This is a genomic window from Streptomyces sp. WAC00040 (assembly GCF_056835925.1).
Window position 1 is genome coordinate 399314 of sequence record NZ_JAKQZE010000001.1, and the last position, 22120, is coordinate 421433.

Sequence of the window (22120 nt, forward strand, 5' to 3'; positions counted from 1 at the left end):
ACCCGCGGGCCCGCCATCGGCCACCTGACCACAACACCGGAACGAGGACAGGATCACATGCGGCAGCTCTCCATCACCGGCGCCTGGGTGCTCGAGCCGAAGATCTTCCCGGACAGCCGCGGGAGCTTCCACGAGTGGTTCAAGGAAGGCGACTTCACGAAAGCCGCCGGCCACGGTCTGCGGCTCGCCCAGGCCAACTGCTCGGTCTCCAGCCGCGGCACGCTCCGCGGCGTCCACTTCGCCGACGTTCCACCGAGCCAGGCGAAGTACGTCAAGTGCGTGCGGGGCGCCGTCGTGGACGTCGTGGTCGACATCCGGGTCGGCTCACCGACGTTCGGGCAGTGGGAGGCGGTCCGTCTCGACGACGTCGACCACCGCAGCGTCTACCTTTCGGAGGGCCTGGGGCACGCGTTCATGGCCCTGACGGACGACGCCACGGTCGTCTACCTCTGCTCCGAGGGCTACGCACCCGAACGTGAGCACGGCATCGACCCCCTCGACCCCGGTCTGGGCATCGAGTGGCCGCGGGACATCACCCCGGTGCTCTCCGACAAGGACGCCGCGGCACCGTCGCTGGCCGAGTCGGAGCGCCAGGGCCTGCTGCCACGGTACGAGGAGTGCCGCGCCTACTACGACGAGCTGGCCGCCCGCGGCTGAGCCGCCCAGGGGGCGCAGGCGAACGCCCCGGGTCCGCCGGACCCGGGGCGTGAGGGGGAACGGAGCTCAGCCCGTGAGCCTCTCGATGCTCCTGCGCACCGGCGCGAAGGCCGAGCGCGGCCGCCGCAGCGTGCGTGCCTTGATCAGGGCGGGCCAGAAGTCGGCGCCGAGCAGCGCCTCCGGCTGGACGGCGTTCTTGCGGACGAGGATCTCTTCGGGGACGTCCTGCGGGTCGGGCACGACGTACTCTTCGATGATCTTGTCGTACGCGTTCTTGAGGACAGTGCTCTCCGGGTCGGCCCCGAAGATCGCCACGACTCCGGTGGGCGCGGTGTCGACCTCGACGACAACCAGGTCGGGGCGGTACTTCCGCAGGACCTGGGCGACCTTGTAGACGTCGCCGGCCCAGAACTTGGTGTGCCGGTCGCGCGCGGCCTCGTCGACGTTCCTCGGGAGCATGTCGTCGAGCACGATCACGCTGGACCAGCGTGAATGCCGCTCGACGTTCATGAAGTCGCGGAGCGCGTACTCGAAGAGGTGCATTCCGTCGATGAAGGAAAGCTCGAGCTTCGGCTCTCCGCCGAACACATTCAGCGGGTCCTTGCGGGCCAGGGCCCGGAAGGGATTGCGGCCGTTGCGCAGATGCACCAACGGGTCCTTGCGCGCGAAGAAGTCGTCACTGGTGGCCCTGACGAGGTGGACATCGCAACTGATGCTCGTCACGACTCGGAACGCGGGGTCGATGGCGACGGAAGGAACCCGGGAGAGTGCCAGACTACGTCCGTCGTTGACCCCGATTTCGAGATAGTTGCGGGGTTTGTACGTGCGGTGCAGTTGGCGCAGAAAACCGTGGCGATCCACCGATCGAACCCTTCGCTGGGAATCAAATTGATTGATTCCCAGCGAAGTTAGCGTGTACGCGGCCCGGACGTAAATGTCTACCGGCCAGTAGCACCCGTTCCGCGCTCTTCTTCCACCAGTGCGGGGAACGCTTCTGCGAGCGCCTCGCGCCAGTCGCGAACAGGTTCGATGCCGGTTCCCCGCCAGCCTTCGTGCCCGAGGACGCTGTACGAGGGACGGGGCGCCGGACGCGCGAAGGCGGCGCTGTCCGTCGGCCGTACCCGGGTGGGGTCCGCGCCCAGCAGCCGGAAGATCTCCCTGGTGAAGCCGTACCAGGTGGTCTCGCCCCGGCTGGTGCCGTGGTGGACGCCCGCGGGGACGGTCCCCGCCACCGCCGCCTGCCCCAGCCTCACGAGCAGACCGGCGAGGTCGGCGCTCCACGTGGGCTGGCCGCGCTGGTCGTCGACGACGTCGAGGGTGTCCCTGGTCGCCTCCAGCCGGATCATGGTGCGGACGAAGTTGGGGCCGCCCGCGCCGTAGAGCCAGGCCGTACGGACCACATGACCGGTCTCCGGCAGCAGCTCGAGCACCGCACGCTCCCCCACCAGCTTGGTGCGCCCGTAGGCGCTGCGCGGCGCGGTGGGGGCTCCCTCGGCGTAGGGCTCGGTGGCGTCACCCGCAAAGACGTAGTCGGTGGAGATGTGCAGCAGGACGGCGCCGCTCTCCTTGCAGGCCTCCGCCACGTTCCTCGCGCCGGCGCCGTTGACGGCCAAGGCGGCGGCCTCCCGCTCCTCCGCGCCGTCGACGTCCGTCCACGCGGCGCAGTTCACCACGACGGTGGGGCGGTGGGCCGCCAGGCAGGAGCGCACGGCGTCGGGGTCGGTGATGTCCAGGTCCGCGCGCGTGACGGCGGCGGCGGGGACTCCCTCCGCGGCCAGCCGGGCGACGACGTCCCGGCCGAGCATGCCGCCGGCGCCGGTGACCAGCCAGCTCACAGCGCCGCACGCTCCTTCAGGGGCTCCCACCAGGCGCGGTTGTCGCGGTACCACTGGACGGTCTCCGCGAGCCCGGTGGCGAAGTCCTTGCGCGGCTCGTAGCCGAGTTCCGCGCGGATCTTGGTGCAGTCGACCGAGTAGCGGCGGTCGTGGCCCTTGCGGTCGGTGACGTACTCGACGCTGGTGTCCCAGTCGGCGCCGCATGCCTCCAGCAGCAGGCCGGTGAGCTCCTTGTTGGACAGTTCGGTGCCGCCCCCGATGTTGTAGACCTCGCCGGAGCGCCCCTTGGTACGGACGAGTTCGATGCCCTGGACGTGGTCGTCGATGTGCAGCCAGTCCCGGACGTTGCCGCCGTCGCCGTAGAGCGGGACCTTCCCGCCGTCCAGCAGGTTGGTGATGAACAGCGGGATGACCTTCTCGGGGAAGTGGTGATGCCCGTAGTTGTTGGAGCAGCGGGTCACCCGGACGTCCAGACCGTGGGTGCGGTGGTACGACAGGGCGATCAGGTCGCTGGACGCCTTGGCCGACGAGTACGGCGAGTTGGGCTCGAGCGGGTGCGTCTCCGGCCAGGAGCCCTCGTCGATCGAACCGTAGACCTCGTCCGTGGAGATGTGGACGAACCGCTCGACACCGGCCCGGTGGGCGGCGTCGACCAGCGTGTGGGTACCGAGCACGTTGGTACGCACGAACTCCGCACCGCCGTCGATGGAGCGGTCCACGTGCGACTCGGCGGCGAAGTGGACCACCTGGTCGTGCTCCGCCATGAGTTTGCCGACGAGTTCGGCGTCGCAGATGTCGCCCTGCACGAAGGCGAAGAAGGGGTGGCCGCGGACCTCGTCGAGGTTGGCCGGGTTGCCCGCGTAGGTGAGCTTGTCGAGCACGGTGACCGCCACGTCGCCCGGACCGCCGGGGCCGAGCAGTGTGCGGACGTAGTGGGAACCGATGAAACCGGCGCCACCGGTCACCAGGATCTTCGTTGTCATGAGGAGATCTGTACCTTGCTGTGGTCGCCGAGCACGAGTCGGTGGGAGGACGGGTTACGGGGAGAAGGCGTGACCTCGACGTCCCGGCCGATCAGCGAGGCCTCCACACGCCGCACACCGGTGATGGAGGCGCCGCGCAGGACGATGGAGTACTCGATCTCGCTGTCCTGGATCCGGCATCCTTCCGAGACCGAGGTGAAGGGGCCGACGTACGAGTCGCTGATCACCGTGTCACCACCGATGATCGCGGGGCCCACGATGCGGCTGTTGCTGATCCGTGCCCCCTTCTCGATCCGGACCCGGCCGATGATCTCGCTGCTCGGGTCGACCTCACCGTCGTTGCTCGGCTCCACCGTCTCCAGCACGGAGCGGTTGACCTCGAGCATGTCGGTGACGTTGCCGGTGTCCTTCCAGTAGCCGGCGATGGTCGTCGAGCGCACGTCGCGGCGCTGGTCGATGAGCCACTGGATGGCGTGGGTGATCTCCAACTCGCCTCGCCAGGAAGGCTCGATGGACCGCACGGCCTCGTGCACGGCGGGGGTGAAGAGGTAGACGCCGACGAGGGCGAGGTCGCTCTTGGGCTCCTTCGGCTTCTCCTCCAGGCCCACGACCCGGCCGTCCGCGTCGAGTTCGGCGACACCGAAGGACGTCGGGTCGGGCACCTTGGTGAGCAGGATCTGCGCGTCCGGGCGTTCCGTACGGAATTCGTCGACGAGGCCGGAGATGCCGCCGACGATGAAGTTGTCACCGAGGTACATCACGAAGTCGTCCTCGCCGAGGTAATCCCGCGAAATGGCGACGGCGTGCGCCAGGCCGAGCGGCTTCTCCTGCGGAATGTATGTGATTTTCACACCGAATCGGGACCCGTCCCCGACGGCTTCCCTGATCTCGTCGGCGGTGTCGCCGACGATCACACCCACTTCGGTGATCCCCGCTTCCGCGATCGCCTCGAGGCCGTAGAAGAGAACCGGTTTGTTCGCGACGGGAACCAGCTGTTTGGCCGAGGTGTGCGTGATGGGACGCAGGCGGGTGCCCGCCCCTCCGGAGAGAACGAGTGCCTTCACGATTCATGTCCTCGAGTCGAGTGATGTTCCCCGAGCGGATACCGCTCAGCTCTTTCGACTTTACCCACGGTTCCCCTGCACAGACCCTGTGTTCCGATTCCGGGCGGTGCGGACGAGCCGCCGTACCCGTCTGCGCACCCCGCGCACCACCCGCCGGACGGTGAGGGCCTGCGCCTCCGGCGGCAGGACCCGGCAGCTGCCGGCCCAGTCGGGGACGGTGACGGCGTACAGCCGGTCGGGCAGGCCCGCCGCGGGGTCCCGGAAGTGCGGATGGGCGAGATACACGCGGGCCCGGCGTCGCGTACGGGGCTCACGGACCACCTCGGGCACCGACTTGGAGGCGGTGAACTCCACCATGTCCTTCAGCAGGTCGAGCCGACTCCTCGCGACACACTCCAGCACCAGCCGCTCCCCCACCCTCACGCGGCTCGCGACACCTTCGTTCCAGTACCCGGTCATGGCAGCCGCCAGCCGCAGCTTGTCGCGCTGCTCGGACTCCGGCTGCCGCAGGAAACCGGGACCGAACTGCTGGAGCAGCCCCACGGTGAACGGCCTGACCATCAGCACATCGCGGCGCGGCCCCGGCGGCTCCAGGCGGGCGATCACCCGGGTCAGACCGGTCAGCGCCTCGAAGCGGTCGCCGTAGGTCCCGCGCCGGGTGGCGTGTTTGCCGTCCTCGCGGCCGACCAGGTAGTAGCAGTCGTAGTCGGCCACCACGGAGACGCCGTTGCCGGCGAGATACGCCTCCATGGTGAACAGCGAGTCCTCACCCGTCGGAAGACTCTCGTCGAACGTGAGACCGAGGCGGCACAGCATCTCCCGCCGGAACAGCTTCTGCGCGCTGAGCGCGTAGATGATGCGTGACGAGTACACATCGGCGCGTTCGACGGTCTCGTGGAACATCGAGCCGGGAACGCCGCGGCCCCGGCCGGCCATCCTGCCGAGCACCACGTCCGTCCCGGCACGGTCCGCCATGGCGACCATCCGCTCCAGCGCCTCGTCGCCGAGGAAGTCGTCGGCGTCGAGGAAGAAGACATAGCGGCCCTGCGCCAGGGAGAGACCGACGTTGCGCGGGCCGCTCGGCCCGCCGGAGTTGGCCTGCCGGACCAGCGTGGTGCGCACCTTGCTGCGAGCGGCGAACTCCTCCAGGTACTCGCCCGTGCCGTCCGTCGAACCGTCGTCGACCGCGACGATCTCGATGCGGTCGGCGCCCATGGTCTGCGACTCCACCGACTCCAGACAGCGGATCAGGTACGGCATGGCTTCATAGGCTCCGACGACAACCGTGACGTCGGGCACGAGACTGTCATTCATGGACATACAGACAACCCGAACCGGGCAAAGGTTGCGGTGAACGACCCTCCGGTCAAATGTGCATATCGCGCCCTGTGCACTCACCGGCCATGGGAACGACAGCGGCCCGGCGGCATCCCTCGAGGACGCCACCGGGCCGGTGCGGATCGTCGCGTCAGCCGCCCACGGCCGTGTCGCCCACGGGCGAGTCGTCGAGCCCCGGCGCCTGCTCGGGTCCCGCCAGGCGCTGTTGCAGCGCCAGATTACGTGCCTCCGCCTTGGCGGCCAGTGCCTGCACCGCCGCGTCGAACTGCTGGAGCGACGTCGGCTCGTCGGGGCCGAGCAGATACTCCTTGAGCTCCCGCCGGGCCTCGGCACGGGTGTCCGCCGCAGCGTCGGCGACGGCCGCGAGCAGCTCGTCGAGCTCCGTGGCGCTGTTGGAGAGGATCACAGCCGCGCGCACCGCGGTGTTCTGCCGCCGGAACTCCGCCTCTCCCAGGCCCGCCGAGTCGGTGACCGCGTACGGCTTGCCGCTCGCGATGTAGTCGGAGACCACGCTGGAAATGTCGGAGACCATGCAGTCCGACTCGTTGAAGCAGTCGTACAGGCGCGGCTCGGGACCGGCGATGACGCGGTGCTCCCACCAGCCGAAGGACCGCCAGTACGCGGCGTTCCACTCGTCCTTGAGCTTCATGATCTCCGCCTCGCGCGCCGGGTCGGCCACCGAGTCGCGAGCCTCCTCCGCCTCGTCCCCGCCGGCCTTGGAGACGCCCGACAGTTCCGCGAGACGTGCTTCGATGCGTTCAAGCTCGACGCGCGCGGCGGCCTGGTCCTCGGCGTCCGCCGCCGCCTCCGTCGTCCACCGCGGGTCGATCGCCCGGGCTGCGGCCGCGGCCTCGACCAGCGCCCTGATCCGCGCGTCGACGGCCTTGGCCGCCGCGCTGCGGGTGCCGGTGAACGGATGCGGCTTGTAGATGAGCCGGATCGGCTGCTCCGCGTTCAGCAGCCGCTCCACGATGTTCTCTCCGGCCAGCAACAGGGAGGTGTTGCCGGGGTTGTCGTCCCAGCCTTCCCAGGTGGGGGCGTACAGAACCGTCGGGATCGGCTTCTGAGGTCCGCCCGTCCATGCCCGGATGGGGGCGAGCTGGGGGCGGCCCACCTCGACGATGTCCTCGCTCCGAACACCGACGTCGGCGAGGGCGTACCGGTCGCGGCCGGCCCGGCCGGCGGTCCACACCTCGTCGTAGACCTTGCTGTACGGGTTGACGCTGGCGAGCTTGTCGCTGTCGCCGTGGCCGATGAAGACGTGCTTCATGGTCGGGACGCGCAGCATGTGGATGTTCTTGCCGACGTTGGCGGCGTACAGCGCGACGCGGACCGTCGACAGGTCGAGGTTCATCAGGTGCACCCCGCCGGGCACGCAGATCACCGGGACGGACGTGGCCCCGAGCTGCGGCACGATGTTGCGCTCACGCAGGACGATCAGGGGCCGGCCGTCGATCTTGGCCATCGTGTCGAGCCACATGTTGACCTGGTACGCCGACTCCCTGGAGCCGGAGAAATAGAGCATCACCGTCGGCTTGTAGTCGCGCAGCCAGGCGTCCACGCCGGCCAGTACCTTGTCCGGCGGCGCCACGAGGCGGCCCGGCCGCAGGTGCGGGACGAGCAGCGCCAGGTACACGACCGCGAGCAGGAGCGTGAGCCCGAGTCCGGCGTACGCGAAGACGGTGCGGTCGGTCGCGACGGCGAGCAGCACACCGATGAACGAGAAGATGTCGAGGTGCAGCATCTTCTCCGCCGAGCGGTCCAGCAGCGGGCGCGGCGGCGCGTCGGGGATGCGCACCCGGCTGAGATCGACGTTGCGCGTGACCACGGGCAGTTTGCGGCGCAGCCGGATCAGCGTGACCATCGCGCCGTGCGGCGCCTGGAGACCGTAGAAACCGAGAAGGCAGGCGACCGTCACGTAGAAGACGGGCTGCTCCGCGAACCCCATCCGGGCCAGCAGCAGCACGAGGAGCAGTTGGCGCACCAGGAACCGGATCGACAGACCGGCCCGGACCTTGGCGAGCCGGTTGATCAGATAGCTCGACCGCTGGTGCAGGAACTGGTCCGCCACGTACGTCACGGCGACGGCCGCTGCGAAGAACCAGATGCTGGGGATTATCGCCGCGAGCATGACGCAGGGGAATCCCAGCATCAGCAGGAGCGCGGCTGCCAGCTCCGATCCGCTGCCCACGCGTGCCATGCGAATGGCTTTGGTAATCACGGAAAAACCTGCTCCAAGGTGGTGCCGACGGTCTTCTGCGAAGGACGATGAGCCCCGCTCAACAGACTAGGGCCCCTGCGGCGACCGCAGAGGCCCCGGCGCATGAGCAATCAGCTGTGTTCCTCGTCCTCATGGCGGTCCAGGACGGACGCCAGGGCCTGCTCGAACCCGGTCGCCTCGGAGGCGCCACGGGTCGGGTCCTGCTGGCGCACGTCGATGACGTGTCCGGTCATCTCGGACAGCAGCACGTCGAGCGAGGTACGGGCGACGGCCTCCGACGACAGCAGCGAACCGGCAGGCTCGACGCCGAACGCCTTGGTGCGCATCGGGGTCGCGGTGCGCTCGGGGTTCACGCAGTTCACCCGGATACCGTCGCCGGCCCACTCGTCCGACAGGGCCTGGGTGAGGTTCACCATGGCGGCCTTGGTGGACGAGTACAGGCTGTACTCGGCACGGCCGCGGGTGTAGCTGCTGGAGGTGTAGAGCAGCAACTGGCCCCGCGTCTCCGCGAGATATTTGTGCGAGGCGCGGGCGATGTGGACCGGCGCCAGGTAGTTCACGTTCAGCGCTTCCTGGATGGCCGCGTTGTCCGTCTCCGCCAGCTTGCCGATGCGCAGCACGCCCGCGGTGTTGATCACGTAGTCGACGCGGCCGCTCTCGGCGTACGCCTTGGAGAGGGCGTCGTCGACGTGTTCGGGGTTCTCGACGTGCGTGCCGGTGGTGGAGCGGCCCAGCGCGTACACCTTGGCGCCGTAGGACTCGGCGAGCGAGGCGATGTCGGCGCCGATGCCGTACGAGCCGCCGAAGACGACGACCGTCCTGCCGGTGAGCTGCTCGCGGTAGGCCCGTTCGTCGGCGGGAGCGGGGAGGGCGGTGGAGGCGAGCTGGAAGAGCTTGTCCGCGATGAACACGTCGACCGGCTGAGTGACCTTCATGTTGTACTCGTCGCCCGCGACGACGTAGATGGGCACGTCCGGCAGATATCTCAGCACGACCGTGCAGTCGTCCGTCGCCTGGAAGTTGGGGTCACCGGCCGCGATCTCGTACGCCTTGCGGATCGTCGACAGTTTGAACGCCTGCGGGGTCTGCCCGCGGCGCAGCCGGGAGCGGTCCGGGACGTCGGTGATGAACTCGCCGTCCTCGCCGTGCGTCCGGGTCACGATGATCGTGTCCGCGGAGGGGATCGCCACGTCGACGGCCTGGTAGCGGTCCAGCGCGTCGACACAGTCCTTGATGACCCGCTCGGAGAGCAGCGGGCGGACCGCGTCGTGGAAGAGGACGTTGAGGTCCTCGCCCTCCGCGAGGTCCTCGCCGAGGGCGGCGATGGCACGCTCGGTGGTCTCGCTGCGGGTCGCGCCGCCCTCGAGGACCTTGGTGACCTTGGTCAGCCCTGCCTTCGCGACGATCTTCTCCACTTCCGCGACATAACCGGGCGCCATCATCACGACGACGTCATCGACGGAGTCGGCCTGTTCGAAAATCGCCAGCGTGTGTTCTATGACCGCCTTACCCGCGATCTTCACCAGCTGCTTGGGAATCGCGAGCCCCACCCGCTGACCGGTACCCCCGGCGAGCAGGACAGCTGTGGTTCGGGATCTGGCCATGTGGTGCACGGACAAGGGGACCAATCTTGCGGGGGCGGGGGACAAGGCCGATGCTGACATTCGTACTCACCGTCCCGCAAGACGGCTGACACCTTGCACACATTCGAATAAACCTGCTGTTCACCTTGGCGTTGCGGGCATGCGACACCGAACGGTGCCTCCCGACCAGGTGACTGACGCCACACGTTCGGATGGAGTGAAGTATCACAGAGCGGGAGAAGCGGGACTTACATATCCGCCACATTGAGCGCAAGGTCGTTCGACAGCGTGTAATAGACGTGCACGCGGATCTTCTTTCGTTGCCGTCCCAGCACACGTCGTGCCACCGCCCGCGGCAGGCCCGTCTGCCTGCGCTTCCCCAACACCGTGTCCGGGTATACGAAAACCCGCTGCTTCATCACCAGATCATCGAGCAGCCTGCCGATCCTGACCGGATTCACAGCCGGGTCACAGCGAATGAAAAAGTCCCACACATCATTTCCGGTGACCTGTGAGGCAGCCGGTACGGATGAGGAAAAACGGAACCGAAATCCGTCCTTGCCGACCTTTTTGCCGCGGAAATGGATCTCTTCCGCCCCTCCTCCCCGGCGGCGCAGTACGAGCACGGGCGCACGGGAGACAGCGGCGGTGCCGAGCATGCTGCCCTCGATGGTCACCCGGGCACCGTCGATACGGACGTCCCCCGCCTCTGCGTGGACCGGCCGGTGCCAGGCCCTCAGCGCGAGTACGCCGCCCTTGGCCGTGTCCGCATACGGAAGGAGATGACGCACCCCGTCGCCGGGCGTCACGCGCTCGGCCGCGTTGAGGGCGCCGCGCTGGTCGACGACGCGGGCCGCCAGCCGCTGCCCCGGGCCGGCCGCCGGCTCGAGGAAGACGTCCCACACCCCCTCCGGGAAGACCTCGTCGGCCGGGACCGTCACCGACCCCTCCTCGTCCAGGTCGAAGGTCCGCACCTGGGCACGCGACCCTGTACGCACGCACACCAGCCGGGCGCCGCTGTCGCCGCCCACCGGCAGGGGCGCCACCGGACGCACCTGAAGCGAACCGTCCGGGGCGACGGTGCAGTCGGCGAGCGGCGCGGTGGCGGGGACACGGGCGCGCTGCGCCACCTCGGCGGCGAGCTCCTCGAACAGGGTCTCGTACCGCTCGGCGACCGCCCCGGGGTCGAAGCGGCGCGCATTGCGCACCGCGGCGGCGGCCATGCCGCGGCGCAGATCCTCGTCGTCGACGAGCCGCAGCAGCGCCCGGGCCATGGCACCGGCGTCGCCGACCGGGACGAGCAGCCCGTCGACACCGTCCTCGATGATCTCGCGCGGACCGTAGTCACAGTCGGCGCTCACCACCGGCACACCGCAGCGCATCGCCTCCACCAGGGTCATGCCGAACGACTCGTGCCGGGACGCGGAAGCGGCGACGGCCCCCTTGACCCACTCCGACTCGATCGGCGAGCAGGGGCCCATCAGATGGACCTCGTTGTAGAGGCCGAGCTTGTGGATCCTCGCCAGGAGCGCGTCCCGCTGGTCGCCGGACCCGTAGATGCGCAGTGTCCAGCCGGGCCGTACGGCGGCGACCTGGGCGAACGCGTCGATCAGTACGTCGAACTGCTTCTCCGCCCCCAGCCGGCCGGCCGCCACGACCGTCCGGCCCGTGCCGTCGGAGGGGCGGACGGAGGGCTCGGGAACGCTGTTCGGGATGGACAGCACCCGGGTGCTGCGCAGCGGCATCTTGTCGCGCCACGCCTTAGCGTCTCCCTCGGAGACGGTCACGAAGGCGTCGATCGCGTCGAGATGCTCGTACATCTCCTCGCGGAGCGCGGCCTTGTGGTGATTGTGCGTCATGTGCTCCTGGCCGATACGGACCGCGGAGGCGGGCGCGAACTGGGCGACATAGGCCACCAGCCCGGGGCGGGTGCCGATGACGACGTCCGCGTCGGAGGCGGCGTAGTGGGCCTGGACCCGGTCGTCGATGAGCCGGTTGTACTCCTTGTACCGGGCCTCGGAACGAGGGAAGGCACGGGACGGCTCGGCGAACAGCGGGTCCCGCCGGTCGTTGAAGGGATTCGCCGGCCGGATGTCGACCATGGGAACGACGGTGATCCGGGGGTCGATCGGGAACGCCGGCGGGTCACGGTGCCGGAACACGGAAACGATCTCGACCTCGTGCCGGCCGGCCAACTCCTCGGCCAGGTTCAGCGTCGTACGGATGGTCCCGCCGATGCCGTAGATGGTGTGGATGAGGAAGGAGATCTTCACCGTCGCTCCGTTCAGGTCCCGCTCCGAGACGGCCCACGGTATGTCCGGATGGCGGCGTCGAGCCACAATTGCCCCCACTCGGGTGACGACCCGTCACCTCATGGGCGGTGACGGGCGAGCAGGCAGCCGGTCCGCGGAACGCAAGAGGCCCGGACCGACGGCCGCGCGAGGCGGCCGTCGGCCCGGGCCCGAGAGGTCTCGGCGGGACGCGTGAGGTCCCCCGGGACTCAGTGCTCCTGGCCGGGGTGCCGCAGACGCCAGCCCTGCCACGCCGACTCGACCATCTTCCGGACGTCGTACCGGGCGCTCCAGCCCAGCTCCTTGCGGATGAGTTCGGCGGAGGCCACCACCCTGGCCGGGTCTCCGGGACGACGGGCCGCGATCTCGGCCTCCGCGTCCGTGCGGCCGCTGACCTCGCGGATGAGGTCCACCATGTCGGCGACGGACACGCCCTCGCCCCGTCCGATGTTCAGCACCAGTTCGGCGGAGGGGTCCTCGACCAGCCGGCGTGCGGCGGCCACATGCGCGGAGGCGATGTCCTCGACGTGGATGTAGTCGCGTACGCAGGTGCCGTCCGGGGTCGGGTAGTCGTTCCCGAAGATCAGCGGCGACCGGCCCTGGTCCAGTCGCTCGAAGACCATGGGCACGAGGTTGGAGATCCCGGGGTCACCGAGCTCGGGGGAAGCGGCACCGGCCACGTTGAAGTAGCGGAGCGAGGCGGTGGCCATGCCGTGCGCCCGGCCCGCCCCGCGCACCAGCCACTCGCCGGCGAGCTTGGTCTCACCGTAGGGACTCATCGGAGCGCATTCCGTCTGCTCCGTCACCAGGTCGACGTCGGGCATCCCGTAGACGGCGGCGGAAGAGGAGAAGAGGAAGCGGCGGACGCCCGCGTCCGCGGCGGCCTCCAGCAGGGTCTGGAGCCCCGTGACGTTCTCGCGGTAATAGAAGAGCGGACGCTCGACGGATTCCCCGACCTGCTTCTTCGCCGCCACGTGGACGATTCCCTCGACCGCGTGCTCCCCCAGGAGACGGTCGACCAGCTGCCGGTCCAGTACGGAACCGCGCTCCAGCGGCACACCGGCCGGAAGCCTCGCCGGGTCACCCGTGCTGAGGTCGTCGAGGACGACCACACGCTCCCCGCTCTCGGTGAGGGCCTTCACCACGTGAGAACCGATGTAGCCGGCACCGCCTGTGATCATCCACGTCATCCAGCCAGTCTAGGAGACGGCACGAGCTGCCTCCGCAGGCCAGGGGGGGCACCGCCGGCGCCGACCTCCCGGATGACGACTCCTTCACCGCGATTTCGCCTGGTCGACCGGTCCTCTTTCTCGCAAGCGGCTCGCCGCCCGCCCGGCGGCTATGCCTCAGATCACGCCACGTTCCGGTTGAACCCGGACGGGCGGACGGTGAAAACTCTGACACAATGTGTTGTTTTGCCCAGCCGGTCACGTGTCATGGCGATCGCCACCGGCGCCTCCGGGCAGTCCTCACGTGCCCGGCCCACGCGTAACGATCGGGGAACGACGAGCACTGCGGCCCCGGGGTCCACGGCAGGACCGGCAATGAACACGAGGTAGCTTTGGTGTGCCTAAAGGAAGACAAGTGGATCGAGGTGCCAGTGCCTGACGTCTCCGTGGTCGTCATCGCCTACAACGACGCTGAGCGTCTCCCGACGGCCGTTCGGTCGGTGTTGGACCAGACCCTGCAGAGCGTCGAAGTCGTGATCGTCGACGATTTCAGCAGTGACCGCACCTTCGAGGTCGCACAAGAGCTGGCGGCCGCCCACCCCGACAGGATCCGGGCGTACCAGCTGCCCGAGAACAGCGGCGCGGGCGGCGAACCCCGCAATGTCGGTATCGGGCATGCCCGTGGCCGTTACGTCATGTTCCTCGACAGTGACGACGTCCTCGAGGTCAACGCCTGCCGCAACATGGTCTCGGCCGCCGACGAGACGCAGGCCGACATGGTCTCCGGGCTCTGCGTGCGTCTCCACAAGGACAGCCGCAACAAGAAGCGCGACGCCTGGTACGCCTGGCTCTACTCGACCACCCGCACGCTGAATTCGGTCACCGAGCTGCCGGACCTGTTCGTCTGGGACACCCTTTCCACGAACAAGTGCTACCGCCGCGACTTCCTCATCGACAACGAGCTCCGCTTCCCCAAGGGGATGTTCTACGAGGACCTGATGTTCATCGCGGAGGCCTACCTCGCCGCGAAGCGCATCACCCTGATCCCCAACCAGGTCTATTTCTGGCACGTCCACGAGCAGGCCGCGGTCAAGTCCGTGACCAACCGCCGCCACGAGATGACCAATTACTCCCACCGGCTGGAGGTCCACCGGCGCATCGACGCGCTGCTGGAGCAGCACGGGCTGGACGAGATCAAGCTCGCCAAGGACGTCAAGTTCCTGAAGCACGACCTCGTGCTGCACCTGCGCGATCTGCCCTTCCGCAACGAGTCGTACCGGGCGGAGTTCGCCGAGCTCTCACGGGAGTACCTCGCAAGCCTCAACCACGAGGCCTACGGGAAGGTCCTGCCGATCCAGGCGATATGCGCTCACCTGCTGCAGCAGGACGACTGGCAGAACCTGCTGCCGGCGGTCGACACCCTGATCCACCGTGACAAGGTCTCCTCGCCGCTCAAGGAGTTGGACGGCCGCATCTACTGGTGTGCCGAGCACCTCGACGACGAGTTCTCCCGCAGCGTGCTGGACGTCACGGATCTGGGCTACCACCAGAAGTCGATCAGCCAGCTCTACCTCCGCAACATCCTCACCGCCTTCTCCGAGGCCGACGGCACGGTCAACATGGCGGGCCGGATCACCAATCCGCTGGGAATGATCGGGCCTGACGCTGCGCTCAAGGGCGAGCTGGAGTTCAGGGCCAGGCGCCGCAGCCTGAAGTCGTTCTCCTTCCCCGTACGGGCGGTGCGCCACGAGGGCGAGACGATCGGCTGGGAGGCGGAGGCCGACATCAGCTCCCGGCTCAGGCCGCTCGGCATCATCGACACGGTTTGGGACGTGCGGCTGATCCTGAACGTGGACGGGGCCCGCACGACCACCCGGCTCACCGTCGGGGACACCGACCTGACCGGTGGCCAACTGCCGGTCCGTCCCCGCCTGACCCGACTGGTCGCCGACCACATCGAGGCGCACGCGACGGCGAAGGGGCACCTGGCGTTCCGGCTCGTCTCCGAGCGGCACGACAGCGAGCGGATCGAGGAACTGATCCGCCGCGGCGTGCGGGGCAAACCGGGCAAGCTGGCGAAGGCCGGCTACCGCAAGGCGAAGCAGCTGCACAAGGACCTCACGTCCGACCAGAACAAGCTGCGGATCTACCACGAGGTGTACAGCCGCCTGCCGGTCAAGAAGCGCACCGTCGTCTTCGAGAGCCACCTGGGCAAGCAGTACAGCGACAGCCCGCGCGCCATCTACGAGGAGATGGTGCGGCAAGGACTGGACTTCGAGGCGATCTGGTCCTACTCCGGCAGCCCGAAGGACTTCCCCAAGGACGCCACCCTGGTGCGGCGCTGGTCGCTGCCCTACCTCAAGGCCCTGGCGCGGGCGGAGTTCTGGGTGGACAACCAGAGCTACCCGCTCAAGCTCGCCAAGCGGCCCGAGACGACGTACATCCAGACCTGGCACGGCTCCGCGCTGAAGAAGATGGGCTTCGACCAGCCCGCGCAGAAGGCGCTGCCGCGTCGGGAGCAGGAGGCCCAGCAGCAGACGCTCAACCGTTTCGACCACTTCCTTGTGCGGTCGGAGCACGACGTCCGCACTCTGGCCAAGGCGTTCCGGCTTCAGGAGAAGACGCTGCTGCGGGTCGGATATCCCCGTAACGACGTCCTCGTGCGGGCACGCGACGCCGAGGCCGCGGCCGGCAGCCGCTCGCGTGGCCCGCTGGCGGAGCAGCTGGGGATTGCCGCCGACAAGACCGTCCTGCTGTACGCGCCCACTTTCCGCACGACGGGCCGTGGTCGGCACAGCCGTTTCGAGCTGCCGTTCGACGTGGACCGTTTCGCGGAGGAGTTCGGCGACCGCTACGTACTGCTTGTGCGCGCGCACTACCTCAACCATGTGGTGCTGCCGCCCACGGTGCGCGGCAAGGTCATCGACGTGTCCGCCCACCACGACGTGACTCCGCTGATGGAGCTCGCCGACGCGCTGGTCACGGACTACTCCTCTGTGATGTTCGACTACGCGGTGCTCGACCGGCCGATGCTCTTCTTCACGTACGACTACGACGCCTACGTGCACGAGGGACGAGGTACTTACTTCGACCTGCTCGAACACGCGCCGGGCCCCGTCTTCCGTACCGAGGAGGAGTTCCACGACGCCGTCCGCTCCTTGGACGAGCAGACGCCCAAGTACGCCGAAGCTCGCCGCCGGTTCGTCGCGGAGTTCGGTGAGTACGACCTGGGTACTGCCGCGCAGAGCATCGTCGATCAGTTCTTCGCCGACTGGAGCCGTTGATGACCAACCACACCACGGAACCGCGTGACATCTTCCTGGTGTCGAACAGCGTCGACGAACTGGGCGGCATCACCAGCTGGTCCCACCAGATCGCCCGTCTCTTCAGCGAGCGCGGCCACAGCGTGCATGTCGTCGGCGTGACCCCCGCGCCCGAGGGTCGCCGGGCCGATCTGGGGTCGGACCTGCCTTACCTCACGACGACGCTGTACGACGAGCACCCGCCCACGGTCAGGTCCGTGCGCGGCCTCAAGGGCAGGCTGAATCTCGTCGAGCGCCGACGCCGCCACCTGCGCGACTCGGCTATGCGCACCCAGGCGGCCAAGCTCACGTCGATGTTCCGGGCCGCCCGGCCCGGAGCCGTCGTCATCGTCACGCAGGTCTGGGCCATGGAGTGGGTCGCTCTCGCCGACACCGCCGGTCTGACCGTGATCGGCATGAGCCACGAGTCGTACGAGACGTGCCGCAGGTCGTCCCGGTTCCAGCGCGTCAAGCGGCTGTACAAGGACGTCGACCGGATGCTCACGCTCACCCGTGAGGATGCCGATCTATGGATCCGCCAGCAGTTCGACAACGTCGGATCCATGCCCAATCCGCTGCCCTTCTTCCCCGAGGCCCCTTCGGACCGCAGTGCGAAGACCGTGGTCAGCATCGGCCGTCTGCACGAGGAGAAGGGCGTCGACCTGCTGCTCGACGCCTGGGCAGAGGTCGCGCCGCTGCATCCGGACTGGACTCTGCGGATCTACGGTTCCGGCGAGGAAGAGGCAGCGCTGAAGAAGCAGAGCGCGCAGCTGGGGCTGAGTACCTCCGTCGAGTGGATGGGGCGCACCAGCGACGTTCCCGGCGCCCTGCGGGAGAGCTCCCTGTTCGCACTGTCCTCCCGCGGCGAGGGCTTCCCTCTCGCGCTCATGGAGGCCATGGCAACGGCCGTGCCGTGTGTGGCCTTCGATGTCGCGCCGGGCGTGCGAGAGATCATCTCGGACGGAGAGGACGGTTTCCTCGCGCCCCCCGGCAACACCGCCGAGTTCGCCCGCAGGCTCGACATGCTGATCACCGACAAGGAACTGCGCGACCGGATGGGTGAGCGCGCCAGGCGGGAGATCCAGCGCTACTCCACCACCGAGATCGTGAGCCGCTGGGAAGACCTCTTCGCCCTCCTTCAGCGGTAGGGGTCGGCAGCAGAGACGTGGGAGGGGCCACCGGCACGGCCGGTGGCCCCTCCTCGTTCGTCAGCAGGGTCTAACCCCGCGACCTTGCCCGGGCGACCACCAGGGCACCGTGCATGCCCAGCGCCATCCGGAAGGCGAGCGATCCGCTCGCATTGGCATGCGACTGCAGGAGCAGAACGCCGTGCCGAATACTGGGCACCACCCTGCGCTGCATACGGTCGAGCGTCCTCAGCGAGGTCACCAGGGATGAACCGTCGGCGAAGTGCACCCGGAGCCGGATGTCCCAGCTCTGTATTCCTCTCCTGCCCTGCCGGCGGACCGAGCGCGACAGGGAATCGGGACCTATGACGGCGCGGACCGACCAGGCCCCGTCCTCCTCACGCAGCTCGGCGTCGCGGGTGAGCGCGGGCTGCTCGGCGCCTCGGAGGAAGAACTCGATCTCGGCGGAGTGCGGCCGGGCGGCACCCAGTCGCCCGTACATGTCGTGCACCGTGATCAACAGATCGCGGGTCGAACGGCGCGCCATGCGGGCCTCCGCCAGGACCGGCAGCTCGGCCACAGGCAGCGTCGCCACGCCGTCCAGCTCGGCCGACGGCAGGTCCTCCGCCCACACCGGCACGCCACCGGCCACGGCGTAGGGGGGCAGCAGGCGGGCCGGGTCACTGGCCAGCTGTCCGAGTCGCTCCACGTCACGCGGGGCTTCGGCAGCCTGGACCACGCGGGCGATCCAGCGCGCCGGAGCCTGCGCGGCGGCGATCTCGCCTGCGTCGAAACCGGCCAGATACTCGCGGGTGGCTTCCCACCAGGCGGTGCGGTACTCGTTGCCCCGGCGGCGCAGCTCCCGTACGTACATCCGCAGGTCGTAGTCGAGGAACTTCACCCGGCAGGCGGCCGCGAGGGACTTGGCATCGGCCTTGCGGAACGTCTCCACGGCCGTGCGGTGGGCCTCGATCCGCGCCTGCCAGTTGCTCACCGCGTCGCGGTCGAGGGAAATCGACACCTGGGCGGCGTTGCGGCGTACGTGCCAGACGTAGACCGTGTCGGATATCACGGCGATTCGGGGCCTGGCGGCCATCACACGCGCGGTGAAGACGAAGTCCTCGTAGACGAAGCGGCCGTCAGGAAAGCGGATCCCGTGCTCCTGGAGGAAGGCGCGGGAGTACAGCTTGTTGACGCACAGGGTGTCGTGGAGCAGTTCCGGGCGGTCCTCCGGGGACTCGACCGGACCGGCCTCCTCGTACAGCCCCGGCTGCCAGGTCACGTCCAGCCCCAGGGGCAGCTCACGCCTGACACAGTTGCCGACCGCGACCGGCGCCTGGTGACGTCCGGCAGCCGCCAGCAGCGCACCGACAGCTCCCTCGGGCAATACGTCGTCGCTGTCCAGGAACATCACGTACGGGGCAGTGGCGGCGGCCAGGCCGTCGTTGCGAGGGGTGCCGCATCCGCCGCTGTTCTCCGTGCGGTGGATCACGCGCAACCGCGGGTGCCGACGGGCGAGTTCATCGAGCACGTGGGCGGTCTCGTCGTCGGATCTGTCATTGACGGCGATGACTTCGCTGACCTCGGGGCCCTGACCGAGCGCCGAGCCGATCGCCTCGCCGACAAGGTCCGCGTCGTTGTACGCGATGACCACAACACAGACCCCCTCCGCGGCGGAGGGGGGATCAATGCGGTCGGGATCGCCGTGTCCAGTGGTCACGCGACGATTTTACGGGAACGGACCGAGGCCCTTTACCGCCCGGACACCTGTGTGGCAACGGCTTCCGGACAATCTGCCGGCCATCACCCGGATCCTGCGAAGCCCCCGCCCCTGGAATTCGCCGCACGGGGACGCGGCGCCGCCGCGTCGAAGCACCGGAGGGATGTGCTGGCCCATAGGTACAACCGTCGGGCGTTCCCGCACGTCCCACCTTCAGCAACCGCACCCGGCAAAGAGGTTGCCCGAGAACAACTCGCGGCCGGTCCGGCTGGAGGTCATCGGCTCCGACGGCAAGGTGCTCGTAGCCGAGTGGTATCAGCAGGACACGGGCCGCCTCGTGCTCCTCGGAGTCGCAGCCGCCACGGCGCTCGCTCTCACCGCGGGCCTGGTCACGCTCGTCAGGCGCCGGTGAACGCCACCGCGTGCGGCCGCTTCCGGCGAGCTCCGGCTCTGGTTCCCGCCGGCTACCGGGAACCAGAGCCGTACCGTCAACTCGCCCGGATCGTGCGTGGTCACTCGTGCGTGACCACTCCGAAGTTGCTCGGCCCACGGCCCGGCCGCAAGCTGGTCGCCGGTCAGGGCGACACGCAGGGCACGTCCTAGAAGGGGTCGAAGCCCTCGAACTCCTTCTGCGCCTCGTCCCGCTCGGCCTCGCGGTCCCGCCGCCGCTGCGCGGCCGGACGGGGCGCCTCGAGGCGGTGGTCCTCGCCGCGACGGCCGAGCATCTCCGCGCCCGCCATCATCGTCGGCTCCCAGTCGAAGACGACCGCGTTGTCCTCGGGCCCGATGGCCACGCCGTCACCGGCGCGGGCACCCGCCTTCATCAACTGGTCCTCGACACCGAGGCGGTTGAGGCGGTCGGCCAGGTAGCCGACGGCCTCGTCGTTGTTGAAGTCGGTCTGGCGCACCCAGCGTTCCGGCTTCTCGCCGCGGACCCGGAAGAGACCGTCCTCCTCCTGCCGGACGGTGAAGCCCGCGTCGTCGACCGCCTTCGGGCGGATCACGATCCGGGTCGCCTCCTCCACGGGCCTGGCGGCCCGCGCCTCCGCGATGATCTCGGCCAGCGCGAAGGACAGCTCCTTGAGGCCCTTGTGCGCCACCGCCGACACCTCGAACACGCGGTAGCCGCGCCCCTCGAGGTCGGGGCGGATCATGTCGGCGAGGTCCTGGCCGTCCGGGATGTCGACCTTGTTGAGGACGACGATCCGCGGCCGGTCGTCGAGGCCGCCGTACTGCCGCAGCTCCTCCTCGATGACGTCGAGGTCGGAGACCGGGTCACGGTCGGACTCCAGCGTCGCCGTGTCCAGGACGTGCACGAGCACCGAGCAGCGCTCGACGTGGCGCAGGAACTCCAGGCCCAGGCCACGGCCCTGGCTGGCGCCGGGGATCAGTCCGGGGACGTCCGCGACGGTGTACACGGTCGAACCCGCGGTCACGACGCCCAGGTTCGGCACGAGGGTGGTGAAGGGGTAGTCCGCGATCTTCGGCTTGGCGGCGCTGAGCACGGAGATCAGCGACGACTTTCCGGCGCTCGGGTATCCCACGAGCGCGACGTCGGCGACCGTCTTGAGCTCCAGGACGATGTCCCCGGTCCGACCGGGCACACCCAGCAGCGCGAAGCCGGGCGCCTTGCGGCGCGCGGACGCGAGAGCAGCGTTGCCGAGGCCGCCCCGGCCGCCCTCGGCGGCCACGAAGGTCGTGCCCTGGCCCACCAGGTCGGCGAGGACATTGCCTTCCTTGTCGAGGACGACGGTGCCGTCCGGGACCGGCAGGACCAGGTCCTGGCCGTCCTTGCCGGAGCGGTTGCCGCCCTCACCGGGCTTGCCGTTGGTGGCCTTGCGGTGCGGGCTGTGGTGGTAGTCGAGCAGCGTGGTGACGGACTGGTCGACGACCAGGATCACGTCCCCGCCACGGCCGCCGTTGCCGCCGTCCGGTCCGCCGAGGGGCTTGAACTTCTCCCGGTGTACGGAGGCGCAGCCGTGGCCTCCGTTACCCGCGGCGACGTGCAGCTCGACGCGGTCCACGAAGGTGGTCATGGATGTGCCTCCAGTAATGACGTGTGACGTACGTACGTAAATGTCTGTCTCTCAACACACGAAAGGCGGACCCGCTTCCCGTACGGGAAGTGAGGTCCGCCCCTCGCGAAGGATTCCGGTCAGGCGACCGGAACGATGTTCACGACCTTGCGGCCACGGTGGGTACCGAACTCCACCGCGCCCGGCTGCAGCGCGAACAGCGTGTCGTCGCCGCCGCGGCCGACGCCGGCGCCGGGGTGGAAGTGGGTGCCGCGCTGGCGGACCAGGATCTCACCGGCGAGCACGACCTGACCGCCGAAGCGCTTCACGCCGAGCCGCTGGGCATTGGAGTCGCGACCGTTCCGGGTGGACGATGCGCCCTTCTTGTGTGCCATCTCTCCTCAGTCCCTTACTTCGCAGCCGTGGGGATGCCGGTGACCTTGATCGCCGTGTACTGCTGACGGTGACCCTGGCGGCGGCGGTAGCCGGTCTTGTTCTTGTAGCGAAGGATGTCGATCTTCGCGCCCTTGTGGTGGTCCACGACCTCGGCCGTGACCTTGATACCGGCCAGCACCCACGGGTCGCTGGTCACGGCGTCGCCGTCGACAACGAGCAGGGTCGAGAGCTCGACCGTGTCGCCAACATTGGCAGTGGAAATCTTGTCAACCTCAACGATGTCGCCGACAGCAACCTTGTGCTGGCGACCACCGCTGCGCACGATGGCGTACACGCGGATCTCTCTCTCGCTCGAACGAAACTCCTGATGCCAGCCGCTCGCACGGGCCTGGGGCCCATGACGGTCCGGAATGGACGAG

The 22120-nt window shown here is 68.7% G+C and carries 17 protein-coding genes; 4 read left to right on the forward strand and 13 right to left on the reverse strand.

Annotated features, from left to right (window positions below; genetic code table 11):
- The first annotated feature begins 57 nt into the window (after positions 1 to 57).
- Positions 58 to 657 (forward strand): dTDP-4-dehydrorhamnose 3,5-epimerase, encoded by a 600-nt coding sequence (gene rfbC, locus MDN94_RS01900; RefSeq protein ID WP_482724256.1) that lies wholly within the window; start codon positions 58 to 60, stop codon positions 655 to 657.
- Positions 658 to 723: 66 nt separating this feature from the next.
- On the opposite strand, the gene MDN94_RS01905 is transcribed toward rfbC, so the two are convergent.
- From MDN94_RS01905 to galE, 9 genes are all read right to left on the reverse strand, one after another.
- Positions 724 to 1518 carry an O-methyltransferase gene (locus MDN94_RS01905; protein WP_482724257.1) on the reverse strand — a complete coding sequence of 265 codons (795 nt, stop codon included), beginning with the start codon at positions 1516 to 1518 and terminating at the stop codon, positions 724 to 726.
- 77 nt (positions 1519 to 1595) lie between these two features.
- Entirely contained in the window at positions 1596 to 2492 is an 897-nt protein-coding gene (gene rfbD, locus MDN94_RS01910; RefSeq protein WP_482724258.1) for a dTDP-4-dehydrorhamnose reductase, read from the reverse strand.
- Positions 2489 to 3475: a dTDP-glucose 4,6-dehydratase gene (gene rfbB, locus MDN94_RS01915; RefSeq protein ID WP_482724259.1), complete on the reverse strand. Its 987-nt coding sequence runs from the start codon at positions 3473 to 3475 to the stop codon at positions 2489 to 2491. Before rfbB ends, rfbD begins: the two co-directional genes overlap by 4 nt.
- Entirely contained in the window at positions 3472 to 4539 is a 1068-nt protein-coding gene (locus tag MDN94_RS01920) for a glucose-1-phosphate thymidylyltransferase (protein WP_482724260.1), read from the reverse strand. Before MDN94_RS01920 ends, rfbB begins: the two co-directional genes overlap by 4 nt.
- Positions 4540 to 4599: 60 nt before the next feature.
- Complete coding sequence (locus MDN94_RS01925; protein WP_482724261.1) at positions 4600 to 5853, reverse strand: glycosyltransferase family 2 protein; 1254 nt, start codon at positions 5851 to 5853, stop codon at positions 4600 to 4602.
- Positions 5854 to 6007: 154 nt separating this feature from the next.
- Positions 6008 to 8077: a hypothetical protein gene (locus tag MDN94_RS01930; RefSeq protein WP_482724262.1), complete on the reverse strand. Its 2070-nt coding sequence runs from the start codon at positions 8075 to 8077 to the stop codon at positions 6008 to 6010.
- 131 nt (positions 8078 to 8208) lie between these two features.
- Complete coding sequence (locus MDN94_RS01935) at positions 8209 to 9702, reverse strand: SDR family NAD(P)-dependent oxidoreductase (protein WP_482724263.1); 1494 nt, start codon at positions 9700 to 9702, stop codon at positions 8209 to 8211.
- Positions 9703 to 9929: 227 nt separating this feature from the next.
- Positions 9930 to 11954, reverse strand: coding sequence for a glycosyltransferase family 4 protein (locus tag MDN94_RS01940; RefSeq protein ID WP_482724264.1), 2025 nt, complete (start codon positions 11952 to 11954; stop codon positions 9930 to 9932).
- A gap of 227 nt (positions 11955 to 12181) precedes the next feature.
- Positions 12182 to 13162, reverse strand: coding sequence for a UDP-glucose 4-epimerase GalE (gene galE / locus MDN94_RS01945; protein WP_482724265.1), 981 nt, complete (start codon positions 13160 to 13162; stop codon positions 12182 to 12184).
- A 410-nt stretch (positions 13163 to 13572) separates the two neighbouring features.
- On the opposite strand from galE, the gene MDN94_RS01950 reads away from it, so the two are divergent.
- Both MDN94_RS01950 and MDN94_RS01955 read left to right on the forward strand, forming a co-directional pair.
- Complete coding sequence (locus tag MDN94_RS01950) at positions 13573 to 16425, forward strand: bifunctional glycosyltransferase/CDP-glycerol:glycerophosphate glycerophosphotransferase (protein WP_482724266.1); 2853 nt, start codon at positions 13573 to 13575, stop codon at positions 16423 to 16425.
- Complete coding sequence (locus MDN94_RS01955) at positions 16425 to 17591, forward strand: glycosyltransferase (protein ID WP_482724267.1); 1167 nt, start codon at positions 16425 to 16427, stop codon at positions 17589 to 17591. The genes MDN94_RS01950 and MDN94_RS01955 overlap by 1 nt, the downstream gene beginning before the upstream one ends.
- 70 nt (positions 17592 to 17661) lie before the next feature.
- Here MDN94_RS01955 and MDN94_RS01960 read toward each other — a convergent pair whose 3' ends face one another.
- Positions 17662 to 19290 carry a glycosyltransferase gene (locus MDN94_RS01960; RefSeq protein ID WP_482724268.1) on the reverse strand — a complete coding sequence of 543 codons (1629 nt, stop codon included), beginning with the start codon at positions 19288 to 19290 and terminating at the stop codon, positions 17662 to 17664.
- Between the two features lie 238 nt (positions 19291 to 19528).
- On the opposite strand from MDN94_RS01960, the gene MDN94_RS01965 reads away from it, so the two are divergent.
- Entirely contained in the window at positions 19529 to 19702 is a 174-nt protein-coding gene (locus MDN94_RS01965; RefSeq protein ID WP_482724269.1) for a hypothetical protein, read from the forward strand.
- A gap of 187 nt (positions 19703 to 19889) precedes the next feature.
- On the opposite strand, the gene obgE is transcribed toward MDN94_RS01965, so the two are convergent.
- The 3 genes from obgE to rplU all read right to left on the reverse strand — a co-directional run bounded on the left by obgE (position 19890) and on the right by rplU (position 22035).
- A complete protein-coding gene (gene obgE, locus MDN94_RS01970; RefSeq protein ID WP_482724270.1) occupies positions 19890 to 21326 on the reverse strand; it encodes a GTPase ObgE in 1437 nt (478 codons plus the stop codon).
- Positions 21327 to 21445: 119 nt separating this feature from the next.
- A complete protein-coding gene (gene rpmA, locus MDN94_RS01975; protein WP_005317677.1) occupies positions 21446 to 21700 on the reverse strand; it encodes a 50S ribosomal protein L27 in 255 nt (84 codons plus the stop codon).
- Between the two features lie 14 nt (positions 21701 to 21714).
- A complete protein-coding gene (rplU, locus tag MDN94_RS01980) occupies positions 21715 to 22035 on the reverse strand; it encodes a 50S ribosomal protein L21 (RefSeq protein ID WP_005317674.1) in 321 nt (106 codons plus the stop codon).
- Positions 22036 to 22120: the final 85 nt, after the last annotated feature.